This window comes from Rhodanobacter sp. C01 (assembly GCF_002001045.1).
Classification (GTDB): domain Bacteria; phylum Pseudomonadota; class Gammaproteobacteria; order Xanthomonadales; family Rhodanobacteraceae; genus Rhodanobacter.
In genome coordinates this window covers 17773-42277 of sequence record NZ_MUNR01000004.1, presented here as the reverse complement: position 1 = coordinate 42277, position 24505 = coordinate 17773, and the positions used below count along the sequence as shown (strand labels likewise).

General features: G+C 60.2%; 18 protein-coding genes and 1 pseudogene. 7 read left to right on the top strand and 12 right to left on the bottom strand.

Annotated features, from left to right (window positions below):
• Nucleotides 1-25 precede the first annotated feature (25 nt).
• A complete protein-coding gene (locus B0E50_RS00630) occupies nucleotides 26-2068 on the top strand; it encodes an ATP-binding protein (RefSeq protein WP_077439150.1) in 2043 nt (680 codons plus the stop codon).
• Nucleotides 2069-2113: 45 nt separating this feature from the next.
• Here the strand turns inward: B0E50_RS00630 and B0E50_RS18465 are convergent, their stop codons facing one another.
• Nucleotides 2114-3304 carry a pilin gene (locus B0E50_RS18465; protein ID WP_168170764.1) on the bottom strand — a complete coding sequence of 397 codons (1191 nt, stop codon included), beginning with the start codon at nucleotides 3302-3304 and terminating at the stop codon, nucleotides 2114-2116.
• A gap of 297 nt (nucleotides 3305-3601) precedes the next feature.
• Between B0E50_RS18465 and trpE the strand changes: the two genes are divergently transcribed.
• Entirely contained in the window at nucleotides 3602-5077 is a 1476-nt protein-coding gene (gene trpE, locus B0E50_RS00620; protein ID WP_077439148.1) for an anthranilate synthase component I, read from the top strand.
• Nucleotides 5078-5134: 57 nt separating this feature from the next.
• Here trpE and B0E50_RS00615 read toward each other — a convergent pair whose 3' ends face one another.
• Complete coding sequence (locus B0E50_RS00615) at nucleotides 5135-5614, bottom strand: GNAT family N-acetyltransferase (RefSeq protein ID WP_077439285.1); 480 nt, start codon at nucleotides 5612-5614, stop codon at nucleotides 5135-5137.
• A 324-nt stretch (nucleotides 5615-5938) separates the two neighbouring features.
• Between B0E50_RS00615 and B0E50_RS00610 the strand changes: the two genes are divergently transcribed.
• The gene (locus B0E50_RS00610; protein WP_254427124.1) at nucleotides 5939-6610 is read left to right on the top strand and encodes a hypothetical protein; all 672 of its coding nucleotides are present in this window, start codon (nucleotides 5939-5941) and stop codon (nucleotides 6608-6610) included.
• Nucleotides 6611-6806: 196 nt separating this feature from the next.
• Here the strand turns inward: B0E50_RS00610 and B0E50_RS00605 are convergent, their stop codons facing one another.
• The 4 genes from B0E50_RS00605 to B0E50_RS00590 form a co-directional block, all read right to left on the bottom strand.
• On the bottom strand, nucleotides 6807-8966 hold the full coding sequence (locus B0E50_RS00605) for a TonB-dependent siderophore receptor (protein ID WP_168170763.1): 2160 nt from the start codon (nucleotides 8964-8966) through the stop codon (nucleotides 6807-6809).
• Between the two features lie 73 nt (nucleotides 8967-9039).
• Nucleotides 9040-10599, bottom strand: coding sequence for a PepSY-associated TM helix domain-containing protein (locus B0E50_RS00600; protein WP_077439145.1), 1560 nt, complete (start codon nucleotides 10597-10599; stop codon nucleotides 9040-9042).
• A gap of 12 nt (nucleotides 10600-10611) precedes the next feature.
• Nucleotides 10612-10872 (bottom strand): hypothetical protein, encoded by a 261-nt coding sequence (locus tag B0E50_RS00595; protein WP_077439144.1) that lies wholly within the window; start codon nucleotides 10870-10872, stop codon nucleotides 10612-10614.
• Nucleotides 10869-11147, bottom strand: coding sequence for a hypothetical protein (locus tag B0E50_RS00590; RefSeq protein ID WP_139350700.1), 279 nt, complete (start codon nucleotides 11145-11147; stop codon nucleotides 10869-10871). Before B0E50_RS00590 ends, B0E50_RS00595 begins: the two co-directional genes overlap by 4 nt.
• 556 nt (nucleotides 11148-11703) lie before the next feature.
• Between B0E50_RS00590 and B0E50_RS00585 the strand changes: the two genes are divergently transcribed.
• The 4 genes from B0E50_RS00585 to B0E50_RS00575 all read left to right on the top strand — a co-directional run bounded on the left by B0E50_RS00585 (nucleotide 11704) and on the right by B0E50_RS00575 (nucleotide 15877).
• Nucleotides 11704-12936 carry an integrase arm-type DNA-binding domain-containing protein gene (locus tag B0E50_RS00585; protein WP_077439142.1) on the top strand — a complete coding sequence of 411 codons (1233 nt, stop codon included), beginning with the start codon at nucleotides 11704-11706 and terminating at the stop codon, nucleotides 12934-12936.
• A gap of 784 nt (nucleotides 12937-13720) precedes the next feature.
• Nucleotides 13721-14065 (top strand): hypothetical protein, encoded by a 345-nt coding sequence (locus B0E50_RS00580; RefSeq protein ID WP_139350699.1) that lies wholly within the window; start codon nucleotides 13721-13723, stop codon nucleotides 14063-14065.
• Complete coding sequence (locus B0E50_RS18105) at nucleotides 14062-14433, top strand: hypothetical protein (RefSeq protein ID WP_168170762.1); 372 nt, start codon at nucleotides 14062-14064, stop codon at nucleotides 14431-14433. The genes B0E50_RS00580 and B0E50_RS18105 overlap by 4 nt, the downstream gene beginning before the upstream one ends.
• Nucleotides 14423-15877 (top strand): YfjI family protein, encoded by a 1455-nt coding sequence (locus B0E50_RS00575; RefSeq protein WP_168170761.1) that lies wholly within the window; start codon nucleotides 14423-14425, stop codon nucleotides 15875-15877. The genes B0E50_RS18105 and B0E50_RS00575 overlap by 11 nt, the downstream gene beginning before the upstream one ends.
• 118 nt (nucleotides 15878-15995) lie before the next feature.
• Here B0E50_RS00575 and B0E50_RS00570 read toward each other — a convergent pair whose 3' ends face one another.
• The 6 genes and pseudogenes from B0E50_RS00570 to B0E50_RS00535 all read right to left on the bottom strand — a co-directional run bounded on the left by B0E50_RS00570 (nucleotide 15996) and on the right by B0E50_RS00535 (nucleotide 24306).
• Nucleotides 15996-16850, bottom strand: a complete 855-nt coding sequence (locus B0E50_RS00570; protein ID WP_254427123.1) for a MobA/MobL family protein — start codon at nucleotides 16848-16850, stop codon at nucleotides 15996-15998.
• A gap of 128 nt (nucleotides 16851-16978) precedes the next feature.
• Nucleotides 16979-18625, bottom strand: coding sequence for a hypothetical protein (locus B0E50_RS00565; protein ID WP_077439139.1), 1647 nt, complete (start codon nucleotides 18623-18625; stop codon nucleotides 16979-16981).
• A gap of 192 nt (nucleotides 18626-18817) precedes the next feature.
• Nucleotides 18818-19945, bottom strand: a complete 1128-nt coding sequence (locus B0E50_RS00560; protein WP_077439138.1) for an HNH endonuclease — start codon at nucleotides 19943-19945, stop codon at nucleotides 18818-18820.
• Nucleotides 19946-20045: 100 nt separating this feature from the next.
• Nucleotides 20046-20426 (bottom strand): annotated as a pseudogene (locus B0E50_RS18305) (integrase core domain-containing protein); the annotation flags it as partial.
• A gap of 650 nt (nucleotides 20427-21076) precedes the next feature.
• Nucleotides 21077-21901, bottom strand: coding sequence for a ribonuclease H-like domain-containing protein (locus tag B0E50_RS00540; protein WP_343124513.1), 825 nt, complete (start codon nucleotides 21899-21901; stop codon nucleotides 21077-21079).
• Nucleotides 21898-24306 (bottom strand): DEAD/DEAH box helicase, encoded by a 2409-nt coding sequence (locus B0E50_RS00535; RefSeq protein ID WP_077439134.1) that lies wholly within the window; start codon nucleotides 24304-24306, stop codon nucleotides 21898-21900. The genes B0E50_RS00540 and B0E50_RS00535 overlap by 4 nt, the downstream gene beginning before the upstream one ends.
• Between the last annotated feature and the right edge of the window lie 199 nt (nucleotides 24307-24505).

The following is a 24505-nucleotide window of genomic DNA, read 5'->3' as shown; positions in this document are numbered from 1 at the left end:
CCTCGATGATCTCCGTGGCTGCACGATGACCCTGCGCCGCAAGCTGCTGCTGGTGGCCCTGTGCACGCTGGCCCTGCCGATCGCGGGCTGGTTGTATGTGCGCCAGATGGAGACGTTGTTGCGCGAAGGTCAGGCACAGGCCTTGCTGGCGTCGGCGCGCGCGGTGGCACGCAGCCTGGTGGTGACCGGGGCAGTGGCACCGGAGCAGGGCAAGGGCTGGTATGTACAGCAGGCGCCAAACCAGATCACGGTCGATGGTTACGGTGACGACTGGGCGCCGCTGACGCCGTGGAGCCAGCCGCTGATTCAATCATCGAGCCAGCGGGGCAAACTGCTGCTGGCCGAGGACGACAACGGGTTGTACCTGTATGTGGACGTGCCGGATACGCGGCGCACCCGCGCCGATGGCGACGACGCGAATGCGTTGGCGGCCGATCACCTGATCCTGACGCTGGCCAGTGCTGCCGGGCAGCGCCGTTATCTTCTGGCCAGTGCGGCACCGGGACCGCTGACGGCGCGGCCGCTGGATCCGGCGGTCGCCGGCCTGCCCGATCTGATCACCGCGCAGTGGCAGGAGGATGGCAGCGGTTACCGGGTCGAGCTGCGCCTGTCGCGCAGCCTTGCGTTGTCCGCGCTTGGCGTGGGTGTATATGACGCCAGCACGGGCGGCGATCCAATGGCTTCCGATACCCGTCCGTTGCTGCAGTTCTCCGGCACGCTTTCCGATGAGCTGGCAAAACTTGTGCCCGACCGGGTGCAGGCGCGCGTGCTGTCAGCGCAAGGCTGGCTGCTCGCGCACAGCGGCCGTCTCGATACGGCACCCGGCAGCGATGGCCAGCCAGGCTGGTTCGCTTCGCTGATCTATCGTTCGCTGCTGGCGACCCGGCTGGAGGATGCCAACCTGTGGGCGCAGGATGTGCCGCGGCTGGACACCCGCGAGGTCAGTACGGCGAGCACCGGCAAGCCAGTCAGTGTCTGGCGCAGCGGCGAGGAGCGCGGCAGCGTGGTGCTGGCGGCTGCCGTGCCGATCGAGCATGCCGGCAAGGTCGACGGCGTGCTGCTGCTGGAGCAGGCCAGCCGCACCGTGCCGCTGCTGGCCAACCGCGCGCTGCTCGGCCTGCTGCTGACGAGCTTCGGCGTGCTTCTGGTGGCCGGAGGCATCCTGCTGGCGTTCGCGACCCGGCTCAGCCTGCGGCTGGGTCGTCTGCGCAATGCGGCGGAGCGTGCGCAGCTCAACGATGGACGTCTGGATGGCCTGTTCGAACAGGGCCGCTTCCCGATGACCGATGCCACCGACGAGATCGGCGATCTGGCGCGCAGCTTCGAGCGACTGTTCGAGGTGGTTGGCGGCTATACCGACTACCTGCGCACGCTGGCCTCGAAACTCTCGCACGAACTCAATACGCCGCTGGCGATCGTCAAATCGTCACTGGACAACCTCGAACATGCATTGCAGGAGCGGGGGGCGCTGCCGCTTGAGGCGCAGCCCTATCTCGCGCGTGCCCGCGACGGCGTGTCACGGCTCGGCACGCTGGTGCGCGCGATGAGCGAGTCGAGCCGGATGGAGCGCTCGATCATGGCGGCAGAACCCGAGGACGTCGACCTGCGTGATGTGGTGCGTGGTTGTGCCGATGCATACCGTCCATTGATCGGTGCGCGCCGGCTCGATTGCATGCTGCCGGAGGCTCCCCTGCATCTTCACTGCGCGCCGGAGCTGATCGCGCAGGCGCTGGACAAGCTGCTCGACAATGCGTTGTCGTTCACGCCCGAGCAGGGCTGGCTGCGGCTGGGTCTGCGTGCAATTGAAACGGGCGCCGAGATCGAGTTGGCCAACCAGGGGCCGCTATTGCCAGAAGCGATGCAGGGACGGTTGTTCGACTCGCTGGTCAGCCTGCGCGACAAGGCCACGCCCGGCGATGCACCACACCTTGGCCTGGGCCTTTACGTGGTGCGGCTGGTGGCCGAGCGCCACGGTGGCGTGGCATCGGCGCGCAACCTCGACGACGGCAGCGGCGTGGCTTTCACCCTGCAACTGCACGGCATGCCGCGGCAGCGGCTGAGCGGCTGACACCGCGGCTGCCGCATCCGCGGCCCGTATCGGCAACGGCGTTGTCTATTGGCCGCGGCAGGCGATGGGCAGGTACCTCTGCGGTACGGTGGTTTCCGGGCCGCCACAGCGCCAGTGGATTCCGCCCTGGCTGTCCGGCGATGGATACAGCACCAGCACGTCATTGCGGATCATGACGTTTGCAGGAAGCGTATCGAATGCGATCGTGATCTTGCCATCCGATACATCCACGCTCGAGACGTACTTTCCCGCAATCGAGGTGCTCTGTGCCAGACCGGCAGATGTGTTGTCCGATGGCATGGACTGCCGGTTCGCGTAGTACTCGGCCACGGCCGTCTTCGCGCCATCGGCCAGCACCAGGCCTTCGGAAACCTGGGCGCGGATGATGTATTCCTGGTACGCGGGAATGGCAATCGCCGCGAGGATCGCGAACACGAAGGGCACCAGGCAGAAAATCGCCCAGAAGACGCCCTTCGATGGCCTGGGCGTGGTCTGGCCGGTGCGCTTCCAGCGGGCAAGCCAGCTCAGCTGGGCCTGCAGGTAATACATGGTGAAGAAAAACAGGGTGACGCCGCCGATTTCCAGCGGCAGCTCCCGGCTGGCGAGCTTGTCGCGCATCGAGCCGGCCATCGAGAAATAGGCCACCAGGTAAAGCACCCAGCCAGCCAGTGCCAGCAACCCGCCAAGCCCGGCCGTGCCGCCACCGCCGCTGGTCATCGATGCGAGGCCGGCGAAATAGAGCCCGTAGCCGATGACAAAGGCGCCGATGGCGAGGCCAAGCAGCAGCGTGGCGTGGCTTCGATCATTGATCTTGCGTACCCAGTTGGCCTGGATGAACGGCCATATGAGGCCGAAGATTCCCAATGTGAGCACGGCGAACAGCCAGACCAGACCCCAGTGCAACGACGGTGGCATGGGCATGGTGGCGCGAGCATTTTCAGCATTGGCCCGGGACTCATCCCGTTGCGCCGAAAACGACTCGATCCAGGTCGCCGGGCGGCCACCCGTTATCGGTGGTGGAGCCTGGCTGGCCGTCAGTGGCGGCGGCGTTGGCGCGTCGCCGGCCTCTGCGGGAAACAGGCTGGTCAGCGGAACCCAGCCGGCCATGCCATCGCGCCAGGCCAGCGCATCCGCGGCGAGCTTGCCTTCCTTCAGCCACTGGCGAATGTTGGCCGCACTGTATGGGCCGTACTTCTCGCCATTCTGGCCAATCCATATCTGGTCACTGTCAGTCACGTTGAATCCCCTGAAGATCGGCATGCATTTGCACAGCACCCGCCCTGCGGCAGGCATCTGCGGACTCGCCTTGGAGCTGGTGCATCGGCAAACGGCAGGATCCGCAGTCCTTCCCGCGCACGCTGGCAGCGTGGTCGGTGTACTGCAAATCGTCCGACGCAATCGTGCTGCTGCCTTGACCTGGCCCCCCTCAATGAGAGTAGTGCGGCGGTCGCCACCGGACAAGCGGGTGCAGGGGAACGTGCTCGCGGAGACGCGGGCTGATATCTTGATGTGCCCCATCCGTGGATCTGCACCGTGATCTCCCGAGACGAATTCGACGCGCTGGTTGCCCAGGGGCATACGCGCATCCCGCTGGTGCGCGAGGTGTTTTCCGACCTCGACACGCCGCTGTCGGTGTACCTGAAACTGGCTGATGGCCCGTACACCTTCCTGTTCGAATCGGTCGAGGGCGGCGCCACCTGGGGGCGCTATTCGATCATCGGCCTGCCGGCGAAGCGCGTATATCGCCTGCGCGGTCACGAGCTGGAAGTGGAGGACTCCGGCGAGATCACCGAGCGCCGCCACCTCGACGATCCGCTGGCCGAGATCGAGAAGTTGCGCCAGCAGTACGACGTGCCGCGCCTGCCGCAGCTGCCTGCGTTCAGCGGTGGCCTGGTCGGCTACTTCGGCTTCGAGACGATCGGCTATATCGAGCCACGTTTGGCGCAGTGGGATCGTGCCGACGAACTCGGCACACCGGACGTACTGTTGATGCTCGCCGAGGAAGTCGCGGTATTCGACAACCTCAAGGGACGCCTGTATCTGATCGTGCACGCCGATCCGTCTGAGCCGCAGGCGTACGCCGCCGCGCAGCGCCGGCTGGATGCGCTGGTCTACCGGCTGCGCCAGGGCGGCGCCTCGTATCCGCAGCTCACGCAATCGATCGCGCTGGACGAGGGCGATTTCAAATCCTCGTTCACCAAGAAAGAATTCGAGGCGATGGTCGAGCGCGCGAAGGAATACATCCGCGCCGGCGACATCTTCCAGGTCGTGCCGTCGCAACGGCTCAGCGTGGGCTTCAACGCGCGGCCGGTCGACGTGTATCGTGCACTGCGCGCACTGAATCCGTCGCCATACATGTACTTCGTCGATCTCGGCGACACGCAGATCGTCGGTTCCTCGCCGGAAATCCTCGCGCGTCTGAAGGACGGCAAGGTGGTCGTGCGTCCGCTCGCCGGCACGCGCAAGCGTGGTGCAACGGAAGCGGAAGATCAGGCCCTGGAAGCCGAGCTGCTGGCCGATCCGAAGGAGCGCGCCGAGCACGTGATGCTGATCGATTTGGGCCGCAACGACATCGGCCGCATCAGCGAGACCGGTACGGTGGAAGTCAGCGATTCGTTCGCGATCGAACGCTACTCGCACGTGATGCACATCGTCTCGCAGGTGCAGGGCACCGCGAAGCCGAATCTCAGCTACATGGACGTGCTGAAAGCCACGTTCCCCGCCGGCACGCTCAGCGGTGCACCAAAGATCCGTGCACTGGAAATCATCCAGGAACTGGAGCCGTACAAGCGCAACATCTACGCCGGTGCGATCGGCTGGATCGGCTGGTGGGGCGACGCCGACACCGCCATCGCGATCCGCACCGCAGTGATCCAGGACGGCCGCCTGCACGTGCAGGCGGGTGCCGGCATTGTCTATGACTCCGATCCCGCCACCGAGTGGGAGGAGACGATGAACAAGGGTCGTGCGCTGTTCCGCGCGGTGGCGCAGGCGGCGAAGGGGTTGTGAGTTGCGCTAGCGCCTGAATCAAGCTGACCCGCGAAGTGGTTCGGCTTGATGGAATGGTCAGACGTCAAGCCTCAGCTCATAGAAGCGGGTGCCGGGCAAGTGGGCGCTGTTGTACGCAGGGATCTCGGAAAAACCAAGCGAACGATACAGTCCTTGCGCCGCCGTCATGCTGGGCAGCGTATCCAGCCGGAGCGTGGTGTAGCCAGCGCGGCGAGCGGTCTGGGCAAGCTCACCAATGAGACGTTTGGCTAGCCCCCAACTGCGAAACGCAGGCCTTACATACAAGCGCTTCATCTCGCCCGTTTGCTCGTCAAGGCGCCGCAGGGCAATACAGCCGGCCGTCTCGTCGTTGATTCTGGCGATAAGCAGGGTGCCGTGAGGTGGCACGTAAGGTGACGGCAACGCAGCAAGCTCCGCGGCGAACCCCTGATACTCAAGATCCACACCGATCGCGGTGGCGTACTCAAGAAACAGTTCGCGTGCAGTTGCGGCTTGCTCTTGGCTTTCTACCGATACGAGTGTGATTGGATCTGACATGGGCATTTCAAGCGGGCCTCCGCAGGCGGACCCATTTGAAGGGAGGGTTAGGTATAACTTTAGCTCGACGCGGAGGTGTTGTTGCGATGCCAATGCTTTGGCATCTAGAACGTGCCACATGCGTTTATGAGGTCGACTACGAGCGCCTCAAGGAACGGTGCGAGTCACCATATTTCCGACTCATCGGTGCTTCCGTGAAGGAAGGAGAATCCGTGGGTTATCCTTCACCCCATGCGCGGACAACGGTTGATCTGCTGCGGTCCATGCAGTCTGGTACTGCGTTATCATGTGGGCTTCGCATTCGATCCTTGTGCAAGGAACGTCATGAGCCCATCGATGATGCGCAACAGTGCGATCGTGCTGCTGACATGGCTATGCGCATTGCCTGTCGTGGCCCGCGAGCCTGCGCCAAGCTGGCCGGATACCCCGTTCACCCGTACGCAGGCGCTGGCGGAGTTGCAGACGTTGAATGCCGATCTGCTGAGTCATCCAAGTGCGACGTCGACGCTGGAACACTGGTGCGGCACGCATCATCTGGCCACTGAAGCGAAGATCGTGGCACATCGCGTGCAGGGTGCGGACAAGCCGTTGCCGGAAGGCGCACGTGCACTGCTGGACATTGGGCCGAATGGACCGGTGCGCTATCGGCGAGTGCAGCTGGCTTGTGGTGATGTGGTGCTGTCCGATGCGGATAACTGGTATGTGCCGGCACGGCTCACTGCGGCGATGAATCAGCAACTCGATAACTCGGACGTGCCGTTCGGCAAGGTCGTGCAGCCGCTGCATTTTCGTCGCCAGACGCTTTCAGCAGAGTTGTTGTGGTCGCCGTTGCCTAATGGCTGGGACAGCGGTGCAGCGCTGCCGCCATCCAGCGACAAGCTGCTGGCGATTCCGGCGCATGTATTGCAGCACCGTGCGCTGCTGTATACGCAGGACAATCAGCCTTTCAGTCTGGTAATCGAGAGCTATACCGCTAATGTTTTGGTTCGCCCTTGAGCTGGGCGTAGGGAGCCTCGAAAGCTTTCGTCATCCCTGCGAAAGCAGGGACCCAGTGCCTTAGGATTCAATCACTGGAAGTCACTGGATTCCTGCTTTCGCAGGAATGACGAGTAAGAGTTCGGTTTTTCAAGGTTCCCTGCGTGTGGCAGGCGTCGAATCGACGCCTGCCACACGCAATACGTCGTTCGTGCGACTACAGCGTCAACGTCATGCTGGCGCGTACTGTGCGTGGCGTGCCCTGGTTGAGCATGAAGCCCCAGTTGGTGAGCCAGTATTTTTCGTTGGTGAGGTTGTCGATGCCGGCGCGGTAAGTGATCGCGTGACTGCCCAGCGTGGTGCTGTAGCGTGCTCCGATGTCGAAGGTGTGATACGCGCCGACGAAGTTGCTGTTGTCGGCTTCGACGGCTTCGTTGCCCACATAGCGTCCACCGGCGTTGAGCACCAGTCCCGGTAGCTGCGGCACCGCATATTCGACGTAGAGATTGCCTTGCACGCGCGGTGCGCTGTAGGCGCGCTTGCCGTCCACGTCGGCGGCGGCGCGCACATTGGTGGCGTCGAGATACATCACGCCGCCGATCAGGGTCCAGTCCTTGGCCAGCGACATCTGCGTGGACAGGTCGATGCCCTGGTAGCGGGTCTGGCCGTTCTGCACGTACACGTTATCGGAGTTCAGGTATTGCAGGCCGCGGTCGACGCGGAACAGCGCGAGGTTGGTGCTCCAGGTATCGAACTCGGTCTTGGCGCCGACTTCGAACTGCTTGCTGATGGTGGGCGCGAAGGTCTGGTATGCATTCACGGCGGTCTGTGGTGCGCTGCCACCCTGTTCCAGTGACTGCACATAGCTTGCGTAAAGCGAAACCTGTGCGATGGGTTTGTAGATCAGCGCCGCGGTCGGCGTCAGCGGACTTTTTTCATAACGTGCAACGACTGCCGGGCTGCCGGCATTGAACGTCTTGTCGTCATAGTCCATGGTGCGCAGCCCGAGCAGGGCCGACCACTGCGACGAGAACGTGACCGTGTCGCTGGCGAACAGCGCGCGCTGCGTGGTGGATTCCGCCAGGTAATTGCCGTGGCCGACCGCGACATTTGGATTGGCAAACACCGGTATGTTGTAGATGTCGCCTTCGCCCAGCACCTGGTCGGCGAAGTCGAGCGGGTAATGCTCGTCCAGGCCCTGCCAGGACGCACCGAACACCACGTCGTGCCGGATCGAACCCGTTTCGAACTTGCCGCTGAACATGCCCTGCCACTGCTGGTAGTTGTAGACCGAGTAGCCCAGGTAGTTGAGGTCGGTGTAACTGCCCTGGTTGTCGGTGAGGATGATTGCGCTGTCGTGGTTCTCGCGGGTCTGCCGCGCATAGCTGTAGTCGACGCTGAAGTTCCAGTCGGGCGAGATGTCCCATTTCACGCCGGTGTTGGCCACGCGGAACGAGGTCTGGTAGCCGGTGAATGGCTGGCTCACGCGCTGGTCGCCGTCGAGCGGTGCCGGGACGCGCACACCCGTAGCCATGCCGTAATCCTGGCCGAGGATGATGCCGTAGTAGGCGCCGCGCACGTCGCGATCCTGGTAGATGCTGTTGAAATGCCAGTGCAGGTTCGGTGCGATGTCCTTGGTCAGCGCCAGCGAGGCGGCATTGCGCTTGATGTGGCCGCCGTCGACGAAGGTGTCGCCATCCTCGTGCGCCAGGTTGATGCGGTAGCCCCAGCCACCCTGGCCGCCGAACGTGCCACCAAGATCGACGGCTTCCTTGAACACGCTATCGGACACGTAGCCGAGCGTGAAGCTGGTGTACGGCTGCAAGGTCGGCTGCTTGGAGACGAAGTTGAGGATGCCGCCCGGCTGGCCGAAGCCGTACATGAAGCCGCCCGGGCCTTTCAGCAGTTCGATCTGGCTGAAAGGCTCCAGTGGCATGTCGCTGCCCCAGTTAGGAATCGACAGGCCGTCCATCTTGAAGCCGTTGAGCGAGTCCACCTGCAGTCCGCGCACGGCTATGCCGGCTGCCTCGCCGGCATAGCCGGTGCCGAGTGGTGTGACGCCGGGGCTGGCGGCGAAGGCGTCGTTGATATCCAGCGCCTGCCGGTTCTGCAGCAGATCGGCGGTGACCGTGTCGATGCTGAAGGGCGTGTCGAGCAGGCTGCGCGGGCCCAGCGCGCCGGTGTTGGCTTCGTTCGCACGATAGAGGTCGAGGGTGCTGGTCGCGGTGACGTTCACCTGGCCAAGCGTCTTGGCATCCTGTGGATCGGCATCGCGCGCATGCGCGGTCGCGGCCACCAAGGCGGCGAGGGTGAGTACGACGGCGCGCCGACGGGTACCGAGGCAACGCGTGGTACTGCCGGAAAGGGCAGGGGGCATGATGAGACTCCTTGATTGATCCATGCCCGGCTGGCGGCGGCTTGCCGGAGGTTGAGGGTGATGCGGTATATGGTCAGTGCGGTGCCGGTAGCGCCCACACGCTGTTTGCATCGCCGTGGCGTGCACGCCGCAACGCGGCGTGCGCCAGACGTGCGAAGGTGATGCCGAGGACGATGGCAGTGAGGTCAACGCCGAGTACGGAAGCCGTGCCGGGCGCCCATGCATGCGTCCATGCCGCTGTGTTGCCGAGCAGATCGGCCATGGCCACGGCGATGGTCAGCGTGGCGGTCGCCGTCAGCAATTCGATGGCAGCGCGCGGAATCGGTCGCGCGAAGGCGTAGGCGCAAGCGGCGAGGAACAGGCCATAGCAGGCGAGCGTTTGCGACATTGCCGTGTCGATGCCGAGATGCGCAGCCATCAGCGTGGCCGCGAACGCACCGGAAATCCCGAGACACGTGCCCACGCAAACGCCGATGGTGGCGCGCGCCATGATCCGTGTGCGCCGTGGTTGATCGACATGGCGCCGCTTGCGTCGCGATTCGATCCACAGCAGATTGCCGGAATAGAACAGGAACGCGCCAGCGAGTCCGAGCGCGAAATACAGCCAGCGCACCGCGCGGCCCCCGTAGCTGCCGAAGTGCAGGGCATACAGAGACGAGTTGCTGATGCCATTGATGCTGAGCTTGGTGCCGACGTGCGTGGCCAGCACTCGGCCGTCGTCGCCGGATAACGCGACGGTGCCGTAGGTACCCAGCGTGTGTTGCGACAGTCCGCGGACTTCCACCACCGCATTGCGGTCGCCGTAGTGCGTGTAGTGCAGGTAATCCGGCTCGAAGTTGGTGACGCCGGTCGTCAGTGCTGTCGCACGGGCGCGTTCGATCAGTTGCTCCGGCGTGAGCATCACCGCGGGTGTACCACTCGCGGTCAGCGTTGGCGCTGTCGCGATCGCCTGGGCGAACGAACCGAACAGCTTGCCGTCGAATGCGATGACGTTGAGTGCAGCGACGGTGAGGGTGAACAGGCAGAGGATCGAGCCGGTCACCGCGAAGATGAGGTGGAACGGCAGGCTGAGCACGCCGATCGCATTGTGCGCGTCCTGCCACAGGCGTTTCATGTTGTGCCCCACGCGCATCGCGAACAGGTCCTTGACCAGTTGCGGCAGGTGGATCAGCAGACCGGATACCAGCGCCAGGCCGTACAGCACGCTGACGATGCCCATCAGGTACAGGCCGACCACGGGCAGGCCGAGTGAGTCGTGCAGCGCGTAGACGAAGTCGGCGAGGTCGCCGGAGCGTGCGGCATCGCTGGGTGCCGCCATCTGGCTGGCGCTGGCGAAGCGGGCATTGTCCTTGTCCTGCCAGTACGCGTATGCGGCGTGGGCGTCATCGCTGGGCAGCACGATGCCGAAGTCGTCGCGCGTCTCCGGATGTTGTGCGAGCAGTCGATCAATCAAGCTGCTGACCGGAACGTCGGCATCCTGCGCGCTACGCCACGGCGGGTTCTGCCATGCGGCGATGTCATCATGGAATACGGTGAGCGCGCCGGCGTAGAACGCCACGAACAGCGCGAAGCCGGCGATCAGGCCGGTCCAGGTGTGCACCGTCTGGAAGGTTCGGATGGTTGCGGATTTCATCGTTCGCGCTCCTCAGAAGCCTGCCGCATGGCGGGTCAGCCAGAGCGCAAAGAACGTAACGGCATTCGCGCTGCCGAGCGTCAGCCATGCGCGGGTACCGCTGCGGAATACGTAGGCGCCGATCATGAAAGCGATCCACAACGGGAAGAACAGGATCAGCGCGGGAATGACGTAGTCGGCCCCGTCTTGCGGCAGCGCGTGCAACAGCAGACTCAGCAGGACGGCAGCCAGCGGAAACCCGAGCAGGGTGCCGGCGAGGCAACGGGCAATCATCGGGTACCCGTACGCGTGGAAGCCGGTGCGCCACGCCACCAGGCCAGGTACGGCAGCACCACCCAGGTCAGCATCCAGGTGGTCAAGGTAGCGGCGATGCCTGCACCGGTACCTGCAGCCACATGCCAGGCCACTCCACCGCCGGTCATCGCCACCGCGGCAGCAAGGCGTGCGCTGGCGTGCAATGGAGCGGACAGCAGCTTCTGTTGCGTGCTGGCCAGGTAGATGAGGCTGGCGCCGGCCATGCTGAGCAGCAGTGCGCAAAGGATCGTCACGGGGGCAATTCCCTGGATTGTCAAAAGTGCACTGTCGGTGCCTGCATGTGAGTACATGCGCTGTGACAGCGGCGCAGTCATTAATGAGAGTCATTCTCATTTAATGAGTGGTACATGTCAAGAACTTGCGAACGGTCGAAGTCGCCTCACGGCGTGACGCGACCGTGCCTGAGCCGTGAAGGAGCACGCTCGAATCAGGGTCGGATTGCCGGAGCATGCGATGCGGCAGCGATCAGGATGACGCCATCAGCCCGCTTCGCGCACAATGAACGCCTTCGCCATCTGGCGACTGCCATTGAAACAGCAAGTCATGTCATGCCGCGCCGGTGAGTAATGCCCGCGCATATGCGTGCTTGCAAATCGACAGGATCCGAGCGACATGCTGCTGATGATCGATAACTAGCATCGACATCCGCTGTGATCCAAGATCGTCCGATGTCTTGATGAAATGGCTTAAAAATAGGGGTTTAAAGGCCTATGGCATCCGCAAGCGTCCATTGTAAGCCAGTGAAATAGCGGGTACCGTTGCGGGTATCGAAACTCCGATACCCGCACCATGTCGCTGACCGACGCTAAGATCCGCAACACCAAGCCAGGCCCGAAACCGATCAAGCTGGCGGATAGTGGTGGCCTCTACTTAGAGGTTCGTACGACCGGGGCGAAACTGTGGCGTTTCCGCTATCGCATCGCTGGCAGGGAGAACGTCTTCGCCATTGGCGAGTACCCGATCATCGCCCTTGCCGAGGCGCGAACCGAGCACTCTAAGGCGCGGGTGCTGGTCAAGCAGGGTGTACATCCTTCACATAACCGACAAGCCGAGCGGCTGTCGAACCACAAGGCGAACGCGAATACGTTTGAGGCGGTTGCGAGGGAATGGATTTCCAAAAAGGCACCAAGGTGGACCCCTTACTACCTGCGCCAAGTAGAGCGGTTCTTGGAGACGGATGTATTTCCTTACGTGGGCAGGTTGCCGATCAGAAGCGTAACGGCGGCTCATTTGCTTGAGATCATTCGCCGCATCGAGGAGCGGGGAGCGGCAACGGTAGCCTTGTTGGTCCGTCAGTGGTCTTCAGCCATCTTTAGGTATGCCGTTGCCACGCTGCGCGCCGATGGAGACCCTGCCGCCGCACTTAAAGGGGCCATTCACCGCCCGAAGGTCGAACATCACAAACCACTTTCACGCAGTCAGATTGCCGACTTTACCAAGGCGCTGGAGAAGTACGGTGGCTATCGCACGACCGTGATTGCACTGCGACTGATGTTGCTTACTTTTGTGCGCACTGTCGAACTTCGCAAGGCAGAGTGGTCGGAGTTCGACCTAGATAACGCCGAGTGGCGTATCCCCGCGGAACGCATGAAGATGCGCGAACCGCACATCGTCCCGTTGTCGAAACACGCAGTTAGTCTATTGCAAGAGTTGCATACCTACACGGGAGGGCGTGGCTCCCTGTTCCCAAACTACCGCAGACCAAAGGAGTGCATGACTGCCACCACCTTGAATCGTGCACTGGAACGTATGGGATTCAATGGCAAGGACAGCATCGGATTCTCGGCTCATGGATTCCGCGCCACGGCATCGACCATCCTCAATGAGATGGGCTATCGCCCGGACGTAATTGAACGTCAGCTGGCACACGCCGAGCGGGACAAGATTCGTGCGAGCTATAACCATGCTGAATACATGGATGAGCGTAAGGCGATGATGCAGGAATGGGCAGACTTCCTGATTGATCCGACGCGCAACGGCAGGAAAGCTGCTGCGTCTCGAAAGGTAAGGTCTCCGATCTAACGCAATCGCAGACCCATATTCTCCACGCGAAGCTGGTAGTCATCGGTTCTTTGCTTGGACGCGCCGCGTAGCAGCGTTTGTGATGTTTGTCCTATGGCATGAGAGACAGACTCGACACGATCCACTGCGTCCTGTTCGTGGCAACCTTTAGTTCTGGCTGGCATTGTCATGTGCACCACCTGCGACAGCTTCAAAGCCCCTGATCCACTCCGTCACTAGCACACGCACAAGGCCCGGCATGTCCGGGCCTTGTGCGTTCATGCCGCCAACTTGCGAAGAAACGACAATGAATTTGGTCGAAACGATGGTCTATGCCGGCGAGAAGCTGTGGCATGGCCTTAGCAGCTAATTTTCCTCCAGTAATCCATCGACACATGGAAGAAGCAAGCGGGCATTGACTGGCAGATCGAAGCATCCGAGGTCCGTTACATCTGCGGCAACAGCCATATGGGTGTTGGAAGACAAACTCGCTCCAAATAGGCCAAGCCTGGTAGTCATGACAGGGACTGAATGAGCGCGGCCCCTAACGGTTGCGCGGTGTACGGCGATGGCCATGGACAAAGACGTGGCACCAGAGGATGGGGCAGGCTCGCTTCTCGTCCAGTCTTAGTGCGAACGATTTTTCTTTGTGTCCGTAGAGAGCGCAGACCGGTACTGGCGGGATTGAAGGTTGTCCGGGACAGACTGCAAAAACCTTGAAAAAAATTCCGCTGATTACGTTTGGATAGGCGCATACCTTTGTCATCGGTCGATGTCGACCGGAACTTTCAGCTAAGGAGTTGATATGCGCAATAACAAGAAAGCAGACCCCGTCCCTATCGAAAATCACGATAAGAACGCAGCAAAATTGGGTCCAGACGAGATTCGTCCAAACGAGATGTGGCGGCGTTATGTGGAAGAGCCGGTCATCCGCTTTCGCGAACTGCTCAGCATCACGCGTGTAGGGCGCAGCAAGGCCTACACGCTGATGAATCCCCAAAGCCCTGGGTTCGATCCCGACTATCCGACCGGATTCCCGCTGTTCGATTCGCCCCGTTCGCCGAAGGCTTTCTACCGGCACGAAGCGATCGCATGGATTGAAGGCCGGGCCAACAAAAAACGCCAATTTCAGAAAGGAAACGTAGCATGAGTATTCCCCATAAATTCACCGAGGTCGACAAAGACGCCTCGCGTTTGATGATCTTCGGCCAGTCGCTTGAGACGGCTGCGGTGAATGGCAAGCACAAGAAGGACGCCGACTTCGCGGAGGCGTACCCGACGATGGAGCAACATCTGGCACGTAAGGTGCCCCAGAAGGTGGTTTTGGAGAAGTTCAACACGGCCTATGGCCACACCCTCCACCCGCTGGGTTTCCGCAAGATGTTGGATGAGGAACGCAAGCGTCGTGATGGATGCGGCGAAGTTGTGGCCTGCTCGGCTTGTGGTCAACCACTGCTTCGCGCCATCAAGGTGGCTGAGGACGGGACCGATGCAGAGGAGCAGAATCATGTCCAGTAATTTTTTTGCTCCGCGCCCGTATCCGATGGGCGCATTCCTTGTAGTCGTGCGCGAGGCAGGGTTCGAACTGCAGCGCAACGTGCAAGCGCCTGACGCAATGATTGGCATGTCTCTGGCCAGTGCAGTCACGATGGCTTGCCAGGGATTGATCACAGTGAAGCTGCCGATCGGTCAGATTCGTGCAGTGACACAGAATATGCTCGTTGTCGGCGGATCCGGCGAACGGAAGACCCCAGTGGATGGTCACGTGTTCGAACCGTTCCGTGATGTTGATGCGTTGACCGAGAAGGCGCATGAAGCTGCTCTCGAAACATGCCAAATCGAGAATGACTGGTGGCAGACCGTGAACAACAGCATTCGTCGTGAGATCGACAAGGCTTTCCGCGACGACGAAGGGATGAGTGAGGCGAAAGCGAAGCTTGCCGCGCACGCCAAGTTTAAACCGAAGAAGCCGAAGCTGCGCATTCTTATGCGCAGCGACATCACGCAGCGCGCGATCATGAATGCACTGGAAGGCGACGGTGAATCCATTGTCATCATGACCGACGATGGTGAGTCGTTGTTCAAAGGCGGCGCGATGAGCAACCTTGGCGTGCTGAACCGGCTCTGGGATTCGCCGAAAACCATGCCGCTGGATCGTGCGCAACAGGAGCACGTCTCGGTACTGAATCCCCGAGTGTCGATCTGGATCATGGTCCAAGAAGATGTACTGCGGGACTATTGCGAGAAACGCGGCAAGCTGGCCAAGGGGTCGGGACACTGGGCGCGGTATCTCGTCGGCTTCCCGCAGACGACGAAGGGGACCCGGTGGATGGCGCCGGATGAGCTCGTCTGGGAGAAGCTACCGAAATTCCACGCGCGCATCCGCGAACTGCTGGTGCAGTTCCGGGACAAGATGGCGTCGGGCAAGATCGAGCGCGAGGTGATCGAGTTCTCGGACGATGCGAAAGCACGCTGGATTCAGCAGGCAAACAATACGGAATGGATGATTCGTCCTGGCGAATACCTGAGCGACATCGACGACTTCGCGTCAAAAACGATGGAGATCATTGCTCGACTGGCTGCGTCAATGCACTACTTTTCCGGTGATGACGGCAAGATTTCCCTTGACACGCTGGAGCGTGCTATCGAAATCGTGTCGTGGCACGTGGATGAGTTCAAGCGACTGTTTGCGCCCCATCCCGTGATGCCGCCAGAGCAGGTGGATGCCTATAACTTGGCACTGTGGCTGCGCACCCGCTGGTGGCGCGGTGTGGGATCACAGACGTGGATCCCCAAAAACCGTTTGCTCCAGTACGGCCCTGTTCGTGGTCGCTACCGCTTGAACGAGGCGCTTGGCATCCTGATTGCCCAGTCCGCGATCTGGATGACGAAGGACGAGAAAACCAAGCGGTTGTTCGTCAACCTGCACGACCCGTTCTTCGCAGGCATGGCAGTAGCTTGACGCTCAAAACCCCGGTCGATTCGACCGGGGTTTTTCGTTTGGATTGACGAAACAAGCTGAAAACCCACGCTATTTTTTGCTACTAATCGCAAAATAGCGTGGATTTGCGGCCACCATATTAGAAACCAGCGCGGAGCGCCCTAGCATTGGCGTACGCGGCCTTCTCGTCTGCCGACATGCCGCGGATGCGGCCTTGCCCCAGATGGCGCTCAGGACGGCGCTCTTGGCCTTGCTCACGCAGACTGCGATGGTCCACTCGCGCATCGAAACCGTGCTCAGCCAACGCTTGGTTTTGGATGTCGGCAATCTTCTTTCGTGTGGCGATGACTTCATCGCGGAGCATCATGGGGCTCTTGCCGCCGCTGTCCTTGCGACACCCACCGATCTCTGGGTATTTCGGGTTGTACCGCGAAAACATTTGCTCTGGGGGTCGATCGATCCCGTCCTGCAACCTGTCCGAATACATCAGGTGCATGTGCGGGTTCGTTATGCGACCCAACTTGCCCTCGGGTGCGTGGATCGCAAGCTGAAAGGGCTTGGTTCCAACCAGTTCCCGGGCCAGTCGCTTCGCAAGCACGCAGTTTTGCTCCGTGCTCAGTTCATTTGGCAGGGCGATCACGTGTTCACGGTATGCCGCGCCGTTGGCGCGCTCGTGCGTGTCTGCGTTTTTCCAGAACTTGAGTGGATCTCCCTCGGCCCAGCCAGGTAGGTTCCCGTATTCTGCGTGAACCAAGTCCTCGCGGTCGCTGTATCTGCCCAGCCGTTCAATGTATACCGCGTGTTCTCTGGCGGTTCCCTTCTTGCCACTCTTGATTCGATCATGGAAGCTGGCCATCGGTGTACTACCCATTCTCTTGGTCAATAAAAAACGACGAGGGTTGTCATCTTCGTCTGCCTGGGAGATGGGTTTCAGGTTGTTTTGACTGGTGTTGGGGAGAAACGGTATGTGCGCATCCGTAATCCCCCCCTGCATCACTGGTCGTAGTCTGCTGTGCAAGCAATGCTTGTGGTCTATCTACTCAATGAATCCATCTCCATATACTTACCTCTGGCACGTTAAGAAAATACATGAGCATCCGCTGTATAGACTTGCTTATGCTCTTAGCTGTTTGAATAAGACAGCCAACGATCCATCTTATCGAACAAGGACACGGTGCCGGCAGTAGATTGGACGTCTGAATTGGCTGCCATACTTAGGCAATCAATGTTGAACTTGACTAGACATTTCGATATTACGTCAACGTCGTTTGATCGTAGGCACTCGGCATACTTCTTGATCCCTGCAACTTGAAGAGACATCCAAGCGTCCAAGTAGTCTTGGCCGTCCTTGGTCATCACAAGTGCTGCATGCATGTAGCACCAGCGGTTGTAGAGAATCTGATTGATCCCGTGCGGTACATAGTCTTCGATATAGAGGTCTTCGATGCGTCGGTCTATTTGCAGTTGCAGAAGTACATTCTTGGCTTGCGTGCGCTGTCCGTGCCAGTAGGCTTGATGCGTGGTTTTTTCGAATTGCTCGTGGTGAACGGTACAAAGCGCGACGACGCAGTCCAATACCGACAGGCATGCGGCATCACTGTCTTTGTCGCTGACATCGAAATAGCAATATAAGTGGAGTATTCGCTTCGCACGCTCGGTTATCTTTGGAAGGTGTCTTTTCTCGACTTCGATGCCAGTGGCTTTCTCGATCAAACTAATGACCTGGGACGCCCATGCGTTGACGAATTCGGGGAACTGATTTAATGATGTGACCAGCGTATACCCGAAGACGGGATGGCCCATGCTCTTGCTGATGCTAAGGCAAAGTAGTTCTAGGTCAGGCTCGACGGGAGTAATTTCTCGAGAGATCACCGATTTTTTGATGGCTTGCTCGTACCCGCCTGCGAAGTGTACAAACCCTAGCGTACGAAGATAGGTATAGACGGCCTCATCCAACGTGTTCGTTGACTGCGCGTGATACGGGACATAGGTGTTGATGGATTCTGCGAGCCTTCGATAGGCCAATGCCTTTGCTTGAAGATCATCTGGGAACCTCAAGCTCAATATTCTGCTTATATCTGCGTTCTGCTTTTCTACCGCCAGAAGCGTTTCCGGCAGGTTGCGTAGGTTGCCGTTGATTCGTGCCAGTCTGTCGTCGCTGATCTCTACGCGGATGTAGGACAGCAGGTCAGCGAAAAGCAAAGCACCAAGTTGGTCTCTGGGGTGGGGAAACGCATCTTGGAATTTGAGCTTGTGATACTTGGCTTTGCGTGGGCGACCGATGAAACTGAAAAGATGGCTGTGCCGTTCCTTGGTCAGCCGGTACATCAACTTGACGACTTTTAGGTTTTGCAGGGATCGTTCGCTCGGTTCGTTGGCTATATTTCGTCCAGTGATCTTCTGAATTCCCCTCAGGACAGTTCCTAGGTCTCGTTTGGTTTTTTCGCTTAGTTTTTCCCCTTGGAGCTTCTTGCGACAAGAGCCATTGATGTCAGCAACTAAAGTCTTGAGCGTTTCTTTCTTGCCGCTGTCGACGTCAGTATTGCCAAGGTCGAAACGACTGGGATAGAGCTGATGTCTGATGTCATCGGTCATGCCATCGCGCATAAGTACGGAGAGCCAGGTACGGCTCTCGTCTTCGGGGTGGGGTTGATGGCGATGCTCTGCGAATTTTCTCAGGAAAATTGCGTCTGAAAGCGAAACCTGCTTTCCAGCTTGTTCCGGTAGCTGAGAAAGGAACTGCACAAATTGCTTGAACTCTTGAGCCATCTTGGGTTGCCGATCCTGGCGGAGCAGAGAATGGATTGTGTGCGATGCCGTAGAACGCGTACCCGATCGTCGTCATGCGCTTCCTCATGACGATGATCGACGCAGTCATCGAGTATGGCGTGTTGCACCGCCAAGTTTCGCAGATCCGGATTGAGCCAGGCGTCGACATGTTTCTGTTTGATCAGCCCGAAGTCAGTTCCTATTCTGCTTGTCGAATTCCTTACGGTGATGGTGGAGGAAGGAAAGCTCCTTGTGTTCGAGCGGCTTCCTCAGTTGTCTTATGTTAAGTCCCAACGACTTTCGATGTTGTGCAGTCAGCCGATTGGACAAGAGCATCGATCCATTGTCTGCGAATGAAATGAGATAGCCATCGAACAGCGCGTCAATGTTGGCTTCTAACAACAGGCCGTTGCGGGGATCAAGCCGCTCGCTTTGCTTTGACTTCGACCAGGGCTTCATATGCGATGCGCGAAGAACTTGCCGAAGATCGCAGCCCGTTAAGGCACAAGCACAGTCCCAGCGCTCCTCAAGACCGCGGCGGAAGCTACCTTGCCCAAGCCGAGCCTCGATCAATTGCTTCCGGGTCGTCGCGCGCCCTTTGCCAAACAGTTCATTGATGTCATCGCTGTCCCGTTTGGTGACCTGTGCCGAAAAATGTAGACGCAGCACTCGATCGATGACGGTGATTTCCCGAGCGGCATACCGTCGCGCACCCGCGCTCAATCCGCTCGTCGCTGAATCCTCGGCAGCCTTGCGTGCGTCGGTAAGGATGTTGTGAAGAAGCCGAATCTTCGCCCTGTCGCCTACATCGAAGTAGCGGTGACCGGTGCCCCAGCGATAGTTCGGTGAGATATGCCGTCCCTCTTTGCGTGGAAGAGGCTTGCCAGACGGCGTTAAGAATAGGGTGCAGAGATTGGCGGGTGCGGAAGCTTGATACGAAATCCGCTCAAAGCGACCGTCATGGTCAGGTCGGGGCGACTTATAGTCGCGTCGATGGATGGTGACTCCCGCGTGCATCCCGATGATCCGATTTCGTCCCTCCTCGGTCTCGCTGGCATATGTGAAGGTAAATATGACGAAGTCGTCATCGATTCTGCCTTCAGATGGAGGCTTCGGTGGAATGTAGATCCGAACGCGGCTGTCGGCACACTCCGCAAAGTTCAAGCCCTCGTGGAAGCCGTCTCCGCCGTCTCTGTAACCTTTATAACGCTCGACAAACCAAGCATTAAGCTTCTTTGTAACCTGCTTTGAATATCGTTCCTGAGGCCGTAGTTCGTCCCGGCTGTCGTAATTGACACGCATCAACATAAACGTGGTCATCTATTGAATCCCCAGTGTGGCCTGGATCGGGTCAACTCCTCCGCGTCGGTGTCCGGCAGGTTTGGTGCCAGTTCGATGCCCCTCCATGCTTTAGTAGCGTCTAGCTTGAGAGCCCGGGCGTCATCGTAGCCGCTCTGGTGGCCAGTTGTTTTGCATAGGTGTCGGGCGCCAGCCTGCCAAGACTTTTCTTGGGTCGCTTCTCGTTGTATTCCCGCCGCCACGCCTCGATGACGACCTTGGCGTGAGCCATCCTGGGGAACCAGTGCTCGTTCAATCATTCATCACGTAGGCGACCGTTGAACGATTCGAAATAGGCGTTCTCGTTGGACTTGCCTGGCTCGATATGGCGCGGCGTGATGCCACGCTCGTGCTCTCTGGTCAGAATCGCGCGAACGCAAAACTCTTTGCCGTTGTCGGTGCGGATCACTTTGTGCAGGTCCCGGATCACGCGAAGCTGATCCAGGATGCGGATGAGTGGATGGGCGAGTGAAATCCGCCGGACCACGACAATCCTACGATAGTAACGGCATCATCCCAGTGATCAAAAAAAGAGAGTCGGAACAAGGAGCATGAGCCCTCACGGGCTCATGCTTACAACGAAGCCAACTATGCGTACAGCACATTGGGTTCGTGAGCTGACCCCATACCTAAGTTTGCTCACGGCGCTGACACGTGATCACTTTTCAGTGTCGTAATCAGAACTCCAGGCGTTCGCGCTGCCTGCTGACGCAGGTCATGTAGGCGACTGCGAGTCTGTCGCTCTAGGCAGGCCCGGTCGCTTCCACAAACACTTCGAGTGGCAAGATAGTCGCGCTGTGAGGAGAGTAGGGCACTCTTCTGTGAGGGGTCGGCCTGCTTAGCTAGGGCGCGGTACTGAGCAGCAACATCGAAATCAAGAGCACTTAACAAAGGGTCGGCGCAAATCGTGGTTTCTGCTGGCGCCTGAGCCTTGGCGCAGTCAAAGCCTGGTTGGTAAGTACGAGTGACTTCGGTAAGGCTCGCAGCACCTGCATTCCCGGCCTTCCCTGCATCGATTGTTGCCAGTGTTCCAGCAAACCGGCTTACTTGTGCCCAGCTTGCCTTCCAGTTAAAAGTTTAGCGGCTTGGATCTGTAATGCGTGAGGGTGAACCCTACGAGTAGTTCAACCGGGCCAAGTGGAGCAGTACGCCTGCCAGGCTCTTCAGGTCCTGGTTGTTGTGCACCAACACTCGTCTGAGATTCACAGCAGACCCGCCGCGTAGATAGCTAAGCCAGGCTGCCGGAGCTTCGGAGCCCGGCAGATCGTCTTCCCGCACTACGCCAAGCAGCTCCCGCTCGGCGGTGGCGAGACGGCAGTTCTCCCACACGCCTTTCCAGTGGCGGCGCACGGGATGGAGTAGATCCAGATGACCCAGCCCAGAGAGCGGATCCGGTAACCGGGCCATGCGGTAGCGTGTCTTTAGCAGGGGCGAGTCGTAGCTCTTACCGTTGTAGCTGACGAGCACTGTGTCTGGCTCCAGCCACTGAGCAAACGTCCGCAACATCGCCGTCTCTGCACCCATGGTGGTCGTTGTTAGCTGGCGTACGCGGAAGCGACCGTCAGTCAGCCAATCCGCGGCTCCGATCATCCACGCGCGAGTGCCAGTGCCTCCGGCCAGACCGGTCGTTTCGGTGTCGAAATGCAGCAGCCGGTCGTAAGCGACAGGTTCCTGCCAACGTGCGAACGCGGTATCAATCATGGGGGACGGGCATCCCCAATCCATGGTCGCTTCGGTGAAGAACAGCCCCGGTGCGATCTCGACCCCGGGCACGAATCGGTCACTGGACGAGGCACGCTGCGTTACGCCCTGCATGCGAGAGCGACCCTGGATTAGTCGGAGCACGTCAGGCGCGAGGGTGGGCTTCGGCAGCGCCACCGCAGACGCTTGGCCAGATTGTGTGCGCAACTGGCGCAGCCGCGCCGCCAAGGCGCTCACAGGGCCACCAGCAGCGCCAGCACGCGCAGCGCCAAGGCCTTCGGCGTCGTGGCCGCCTCCTCGTCGGCGGCAAGCACTGGCCCGACGCAGCCAGGACAGCCGCCGCGGCAATCACATCGTTCAATGAGGGTTACCGACTGTGCCACCAGATCCTCGCGGCGGTTGAACAGCGGTTCGCTTTGTCCGATGCCGCCCGGAAACGCGTCGTAGAGGTAAACCGTTGGCGTAAACGGGGCGTCAGGCGTCAGAGCGGTAGGTTGCCCGTCAGTGCCGCGGATCTGTCCGCGCCCCGTGACATCCGCACTGACGAACCACGCCCCGTCACCGCTGCCCACCGACTTCTGGAGGTCGCGCGCTTCGGCCATCACCGCAACCGTCGCCACGATGTGCAGCGCGTAAGCCGCTCCGAGAAAACCGTCGAGCGCTTGGTGACGATCTTCGAAGGCGGCATCAAGCACGACCTGCTCAAGCTGCCACCACACCGCCGTCGTGTGTAACTCCTGATCCGGTAGGTTGACCTGACCGAAGCCGATATTCTCGTGCGAGTAGAACCGGATCTTCTTGTAACCCGGCACGCGGCGCACGACATGCACTTCGCCATGGTGAGCCTGCCCACAGCCGGCGTTGGACGTGTCGAAGCAGTCAAGCACCTTGAGCTTCGTGTAGTCGATCGCGTCGGTGTAGTAGTCCACGTGGGTGCGGGTGACGTAGGCCTTGCGGCCCTCCCAGTCGAGCCGCTCCACCTGGTAGGGCACAGACTGGATCATGTGGATGGCGCCCTCGTAGAGCGTCACCGGTGCAGCGGTGTAGTCGACTTCGGCAATGATCGTCTGGCGTCCGTTGGTGCGATCGACCACCACAAAGTTGCCATCGGCGACCGAGCGCAGGGACACCGCAATCGCGGGGTAGCTGTCGGCGATCCATTCCCAACGCTCGCCTTCGCGATGCAGCACGCCTTCCTCACCCAGCACGTCGAGCCAGGGCGTCGCCACTTCGGTGCCAAACATCTCGTCGCCGATGAAGGGCAGCTCAAAAGCAGCGCAACGAATGTGGTCGAGCAGGATCAGTGGCTGATCGGATTGGATGCGGGCGTGTTCCGGGGGCGCGCCCTGAAAGAACTCCGGGTGTCGCACAAGGTATTGATCAAGCGGGTCAGAGCTCGCCACCAGCACCCCCAGCGCCGCCTGCTGCCGGCGACCGGCGCGGCCGAACCGCTGCCAGGTGGCGGCAACGGATCCGGGATACCCGTTGAGCACGACGACATCGAGGCTGCCGATATCCACGCCCAGCTCCAAGGCAGACGTACTCACGATCCCGTCTATGGTGCCGGCGCGCATCTCACGTTCCGCGGCGCGGCGCTCCTTGGGCAGATAGCCACCGCGGTAGGCTCGGATCCGTGCGGGCTTGCGCGGATCGCTGTCGAACACGTCTTTCAGATACTTGGTCAGCACTTCGACCATGGTGCGCGACTGCGCGAACACGAGGGTCTTCATCCCCGACTTGATCGCCAGGCGTGCGATGCGGTTGGTCTGCGACCGTGCCGAGGCGCGTAAACCAAGATCGGGATTGACCACGGGCGGGTTCCACAGCAGCACGTGCTTGTCGCCGGTCGGTGCACCGCTTTCGGTGATCGCAGTGACGGCATTCTCGATCAGTGCTTCGGCGTGCTCCTTCGGGTTGCCGATGGTGGCAGAGCAGAGGATGAACTGCGGTGTCACGCCATAGAACGCACACACACGCTTGAGCCGGCGGATGACATTGGCGACGTGCGAGCCGAACACGCCGCGGTAGGTATGCACCTCGTCGATCACGACATAGCGCAGGTTCTCGAAGAACTGAGCCCACTTCGTGTGATGCGGCAGGATCGCCTGGTGCAGCATGTCGGGATTACTGACCACGATGTCGCCATGCAACCGGATGGCTTGGCGTGCGTCGCCGGGCGTGTCGCCATCGAAGGTGAAGGCTTTGACGCCCAGATCGCCGGCTTGATTGAGTTCGAGCAACTCAGCCACCTGATCCTGCGCCAGCGCTTTCGTCGGAAAGAGATACAGCGCTTTGGCGTGCTGCGTCATCGCAGCGGTGATGACAGGCAGCGTGTAGCAGAGCGACTTGCCAGAGGCGGTGGGCGTGACGATGGCGACATGGGCACCGGATTGCGTCGCCGCCCACGCCTCGGCCTGGTGGCTATACAGCTGGTCGATGCCACGTGAGCGCAAGGCTTGCGCGAGCGCAGGTGGCAGATCGTCGGGTAACGGAGCAAATGATCCTTCACGGCCGGGCACTACGAAAGCACCGGTGATCCTCGCCGCGTAGCGCTTCGTGAGGCGCTGCGCCAGCGTGCCGCCGTCGCTCGGGTCGCGCAGGACCAGTGCATCGGAGGCGTAGCGATCAGGAAGAGCGTTCATGCGGTGGCCTGGGCTGATGAGGAGAACAGTGAATCCCGAAGTGATCTCACCCCGTGAGATCACTTCGGGTGACGCTGCGGCTGAAGTCGCGTTCCAAGCCGTCTGCGATCACCGCGCTAAGCCATTGATCCAACTCAAATGGTTTGGCGGGATTTTCTTTCATCTTCCATTTTCACCTAAATAGGTGAAACTATGCGAA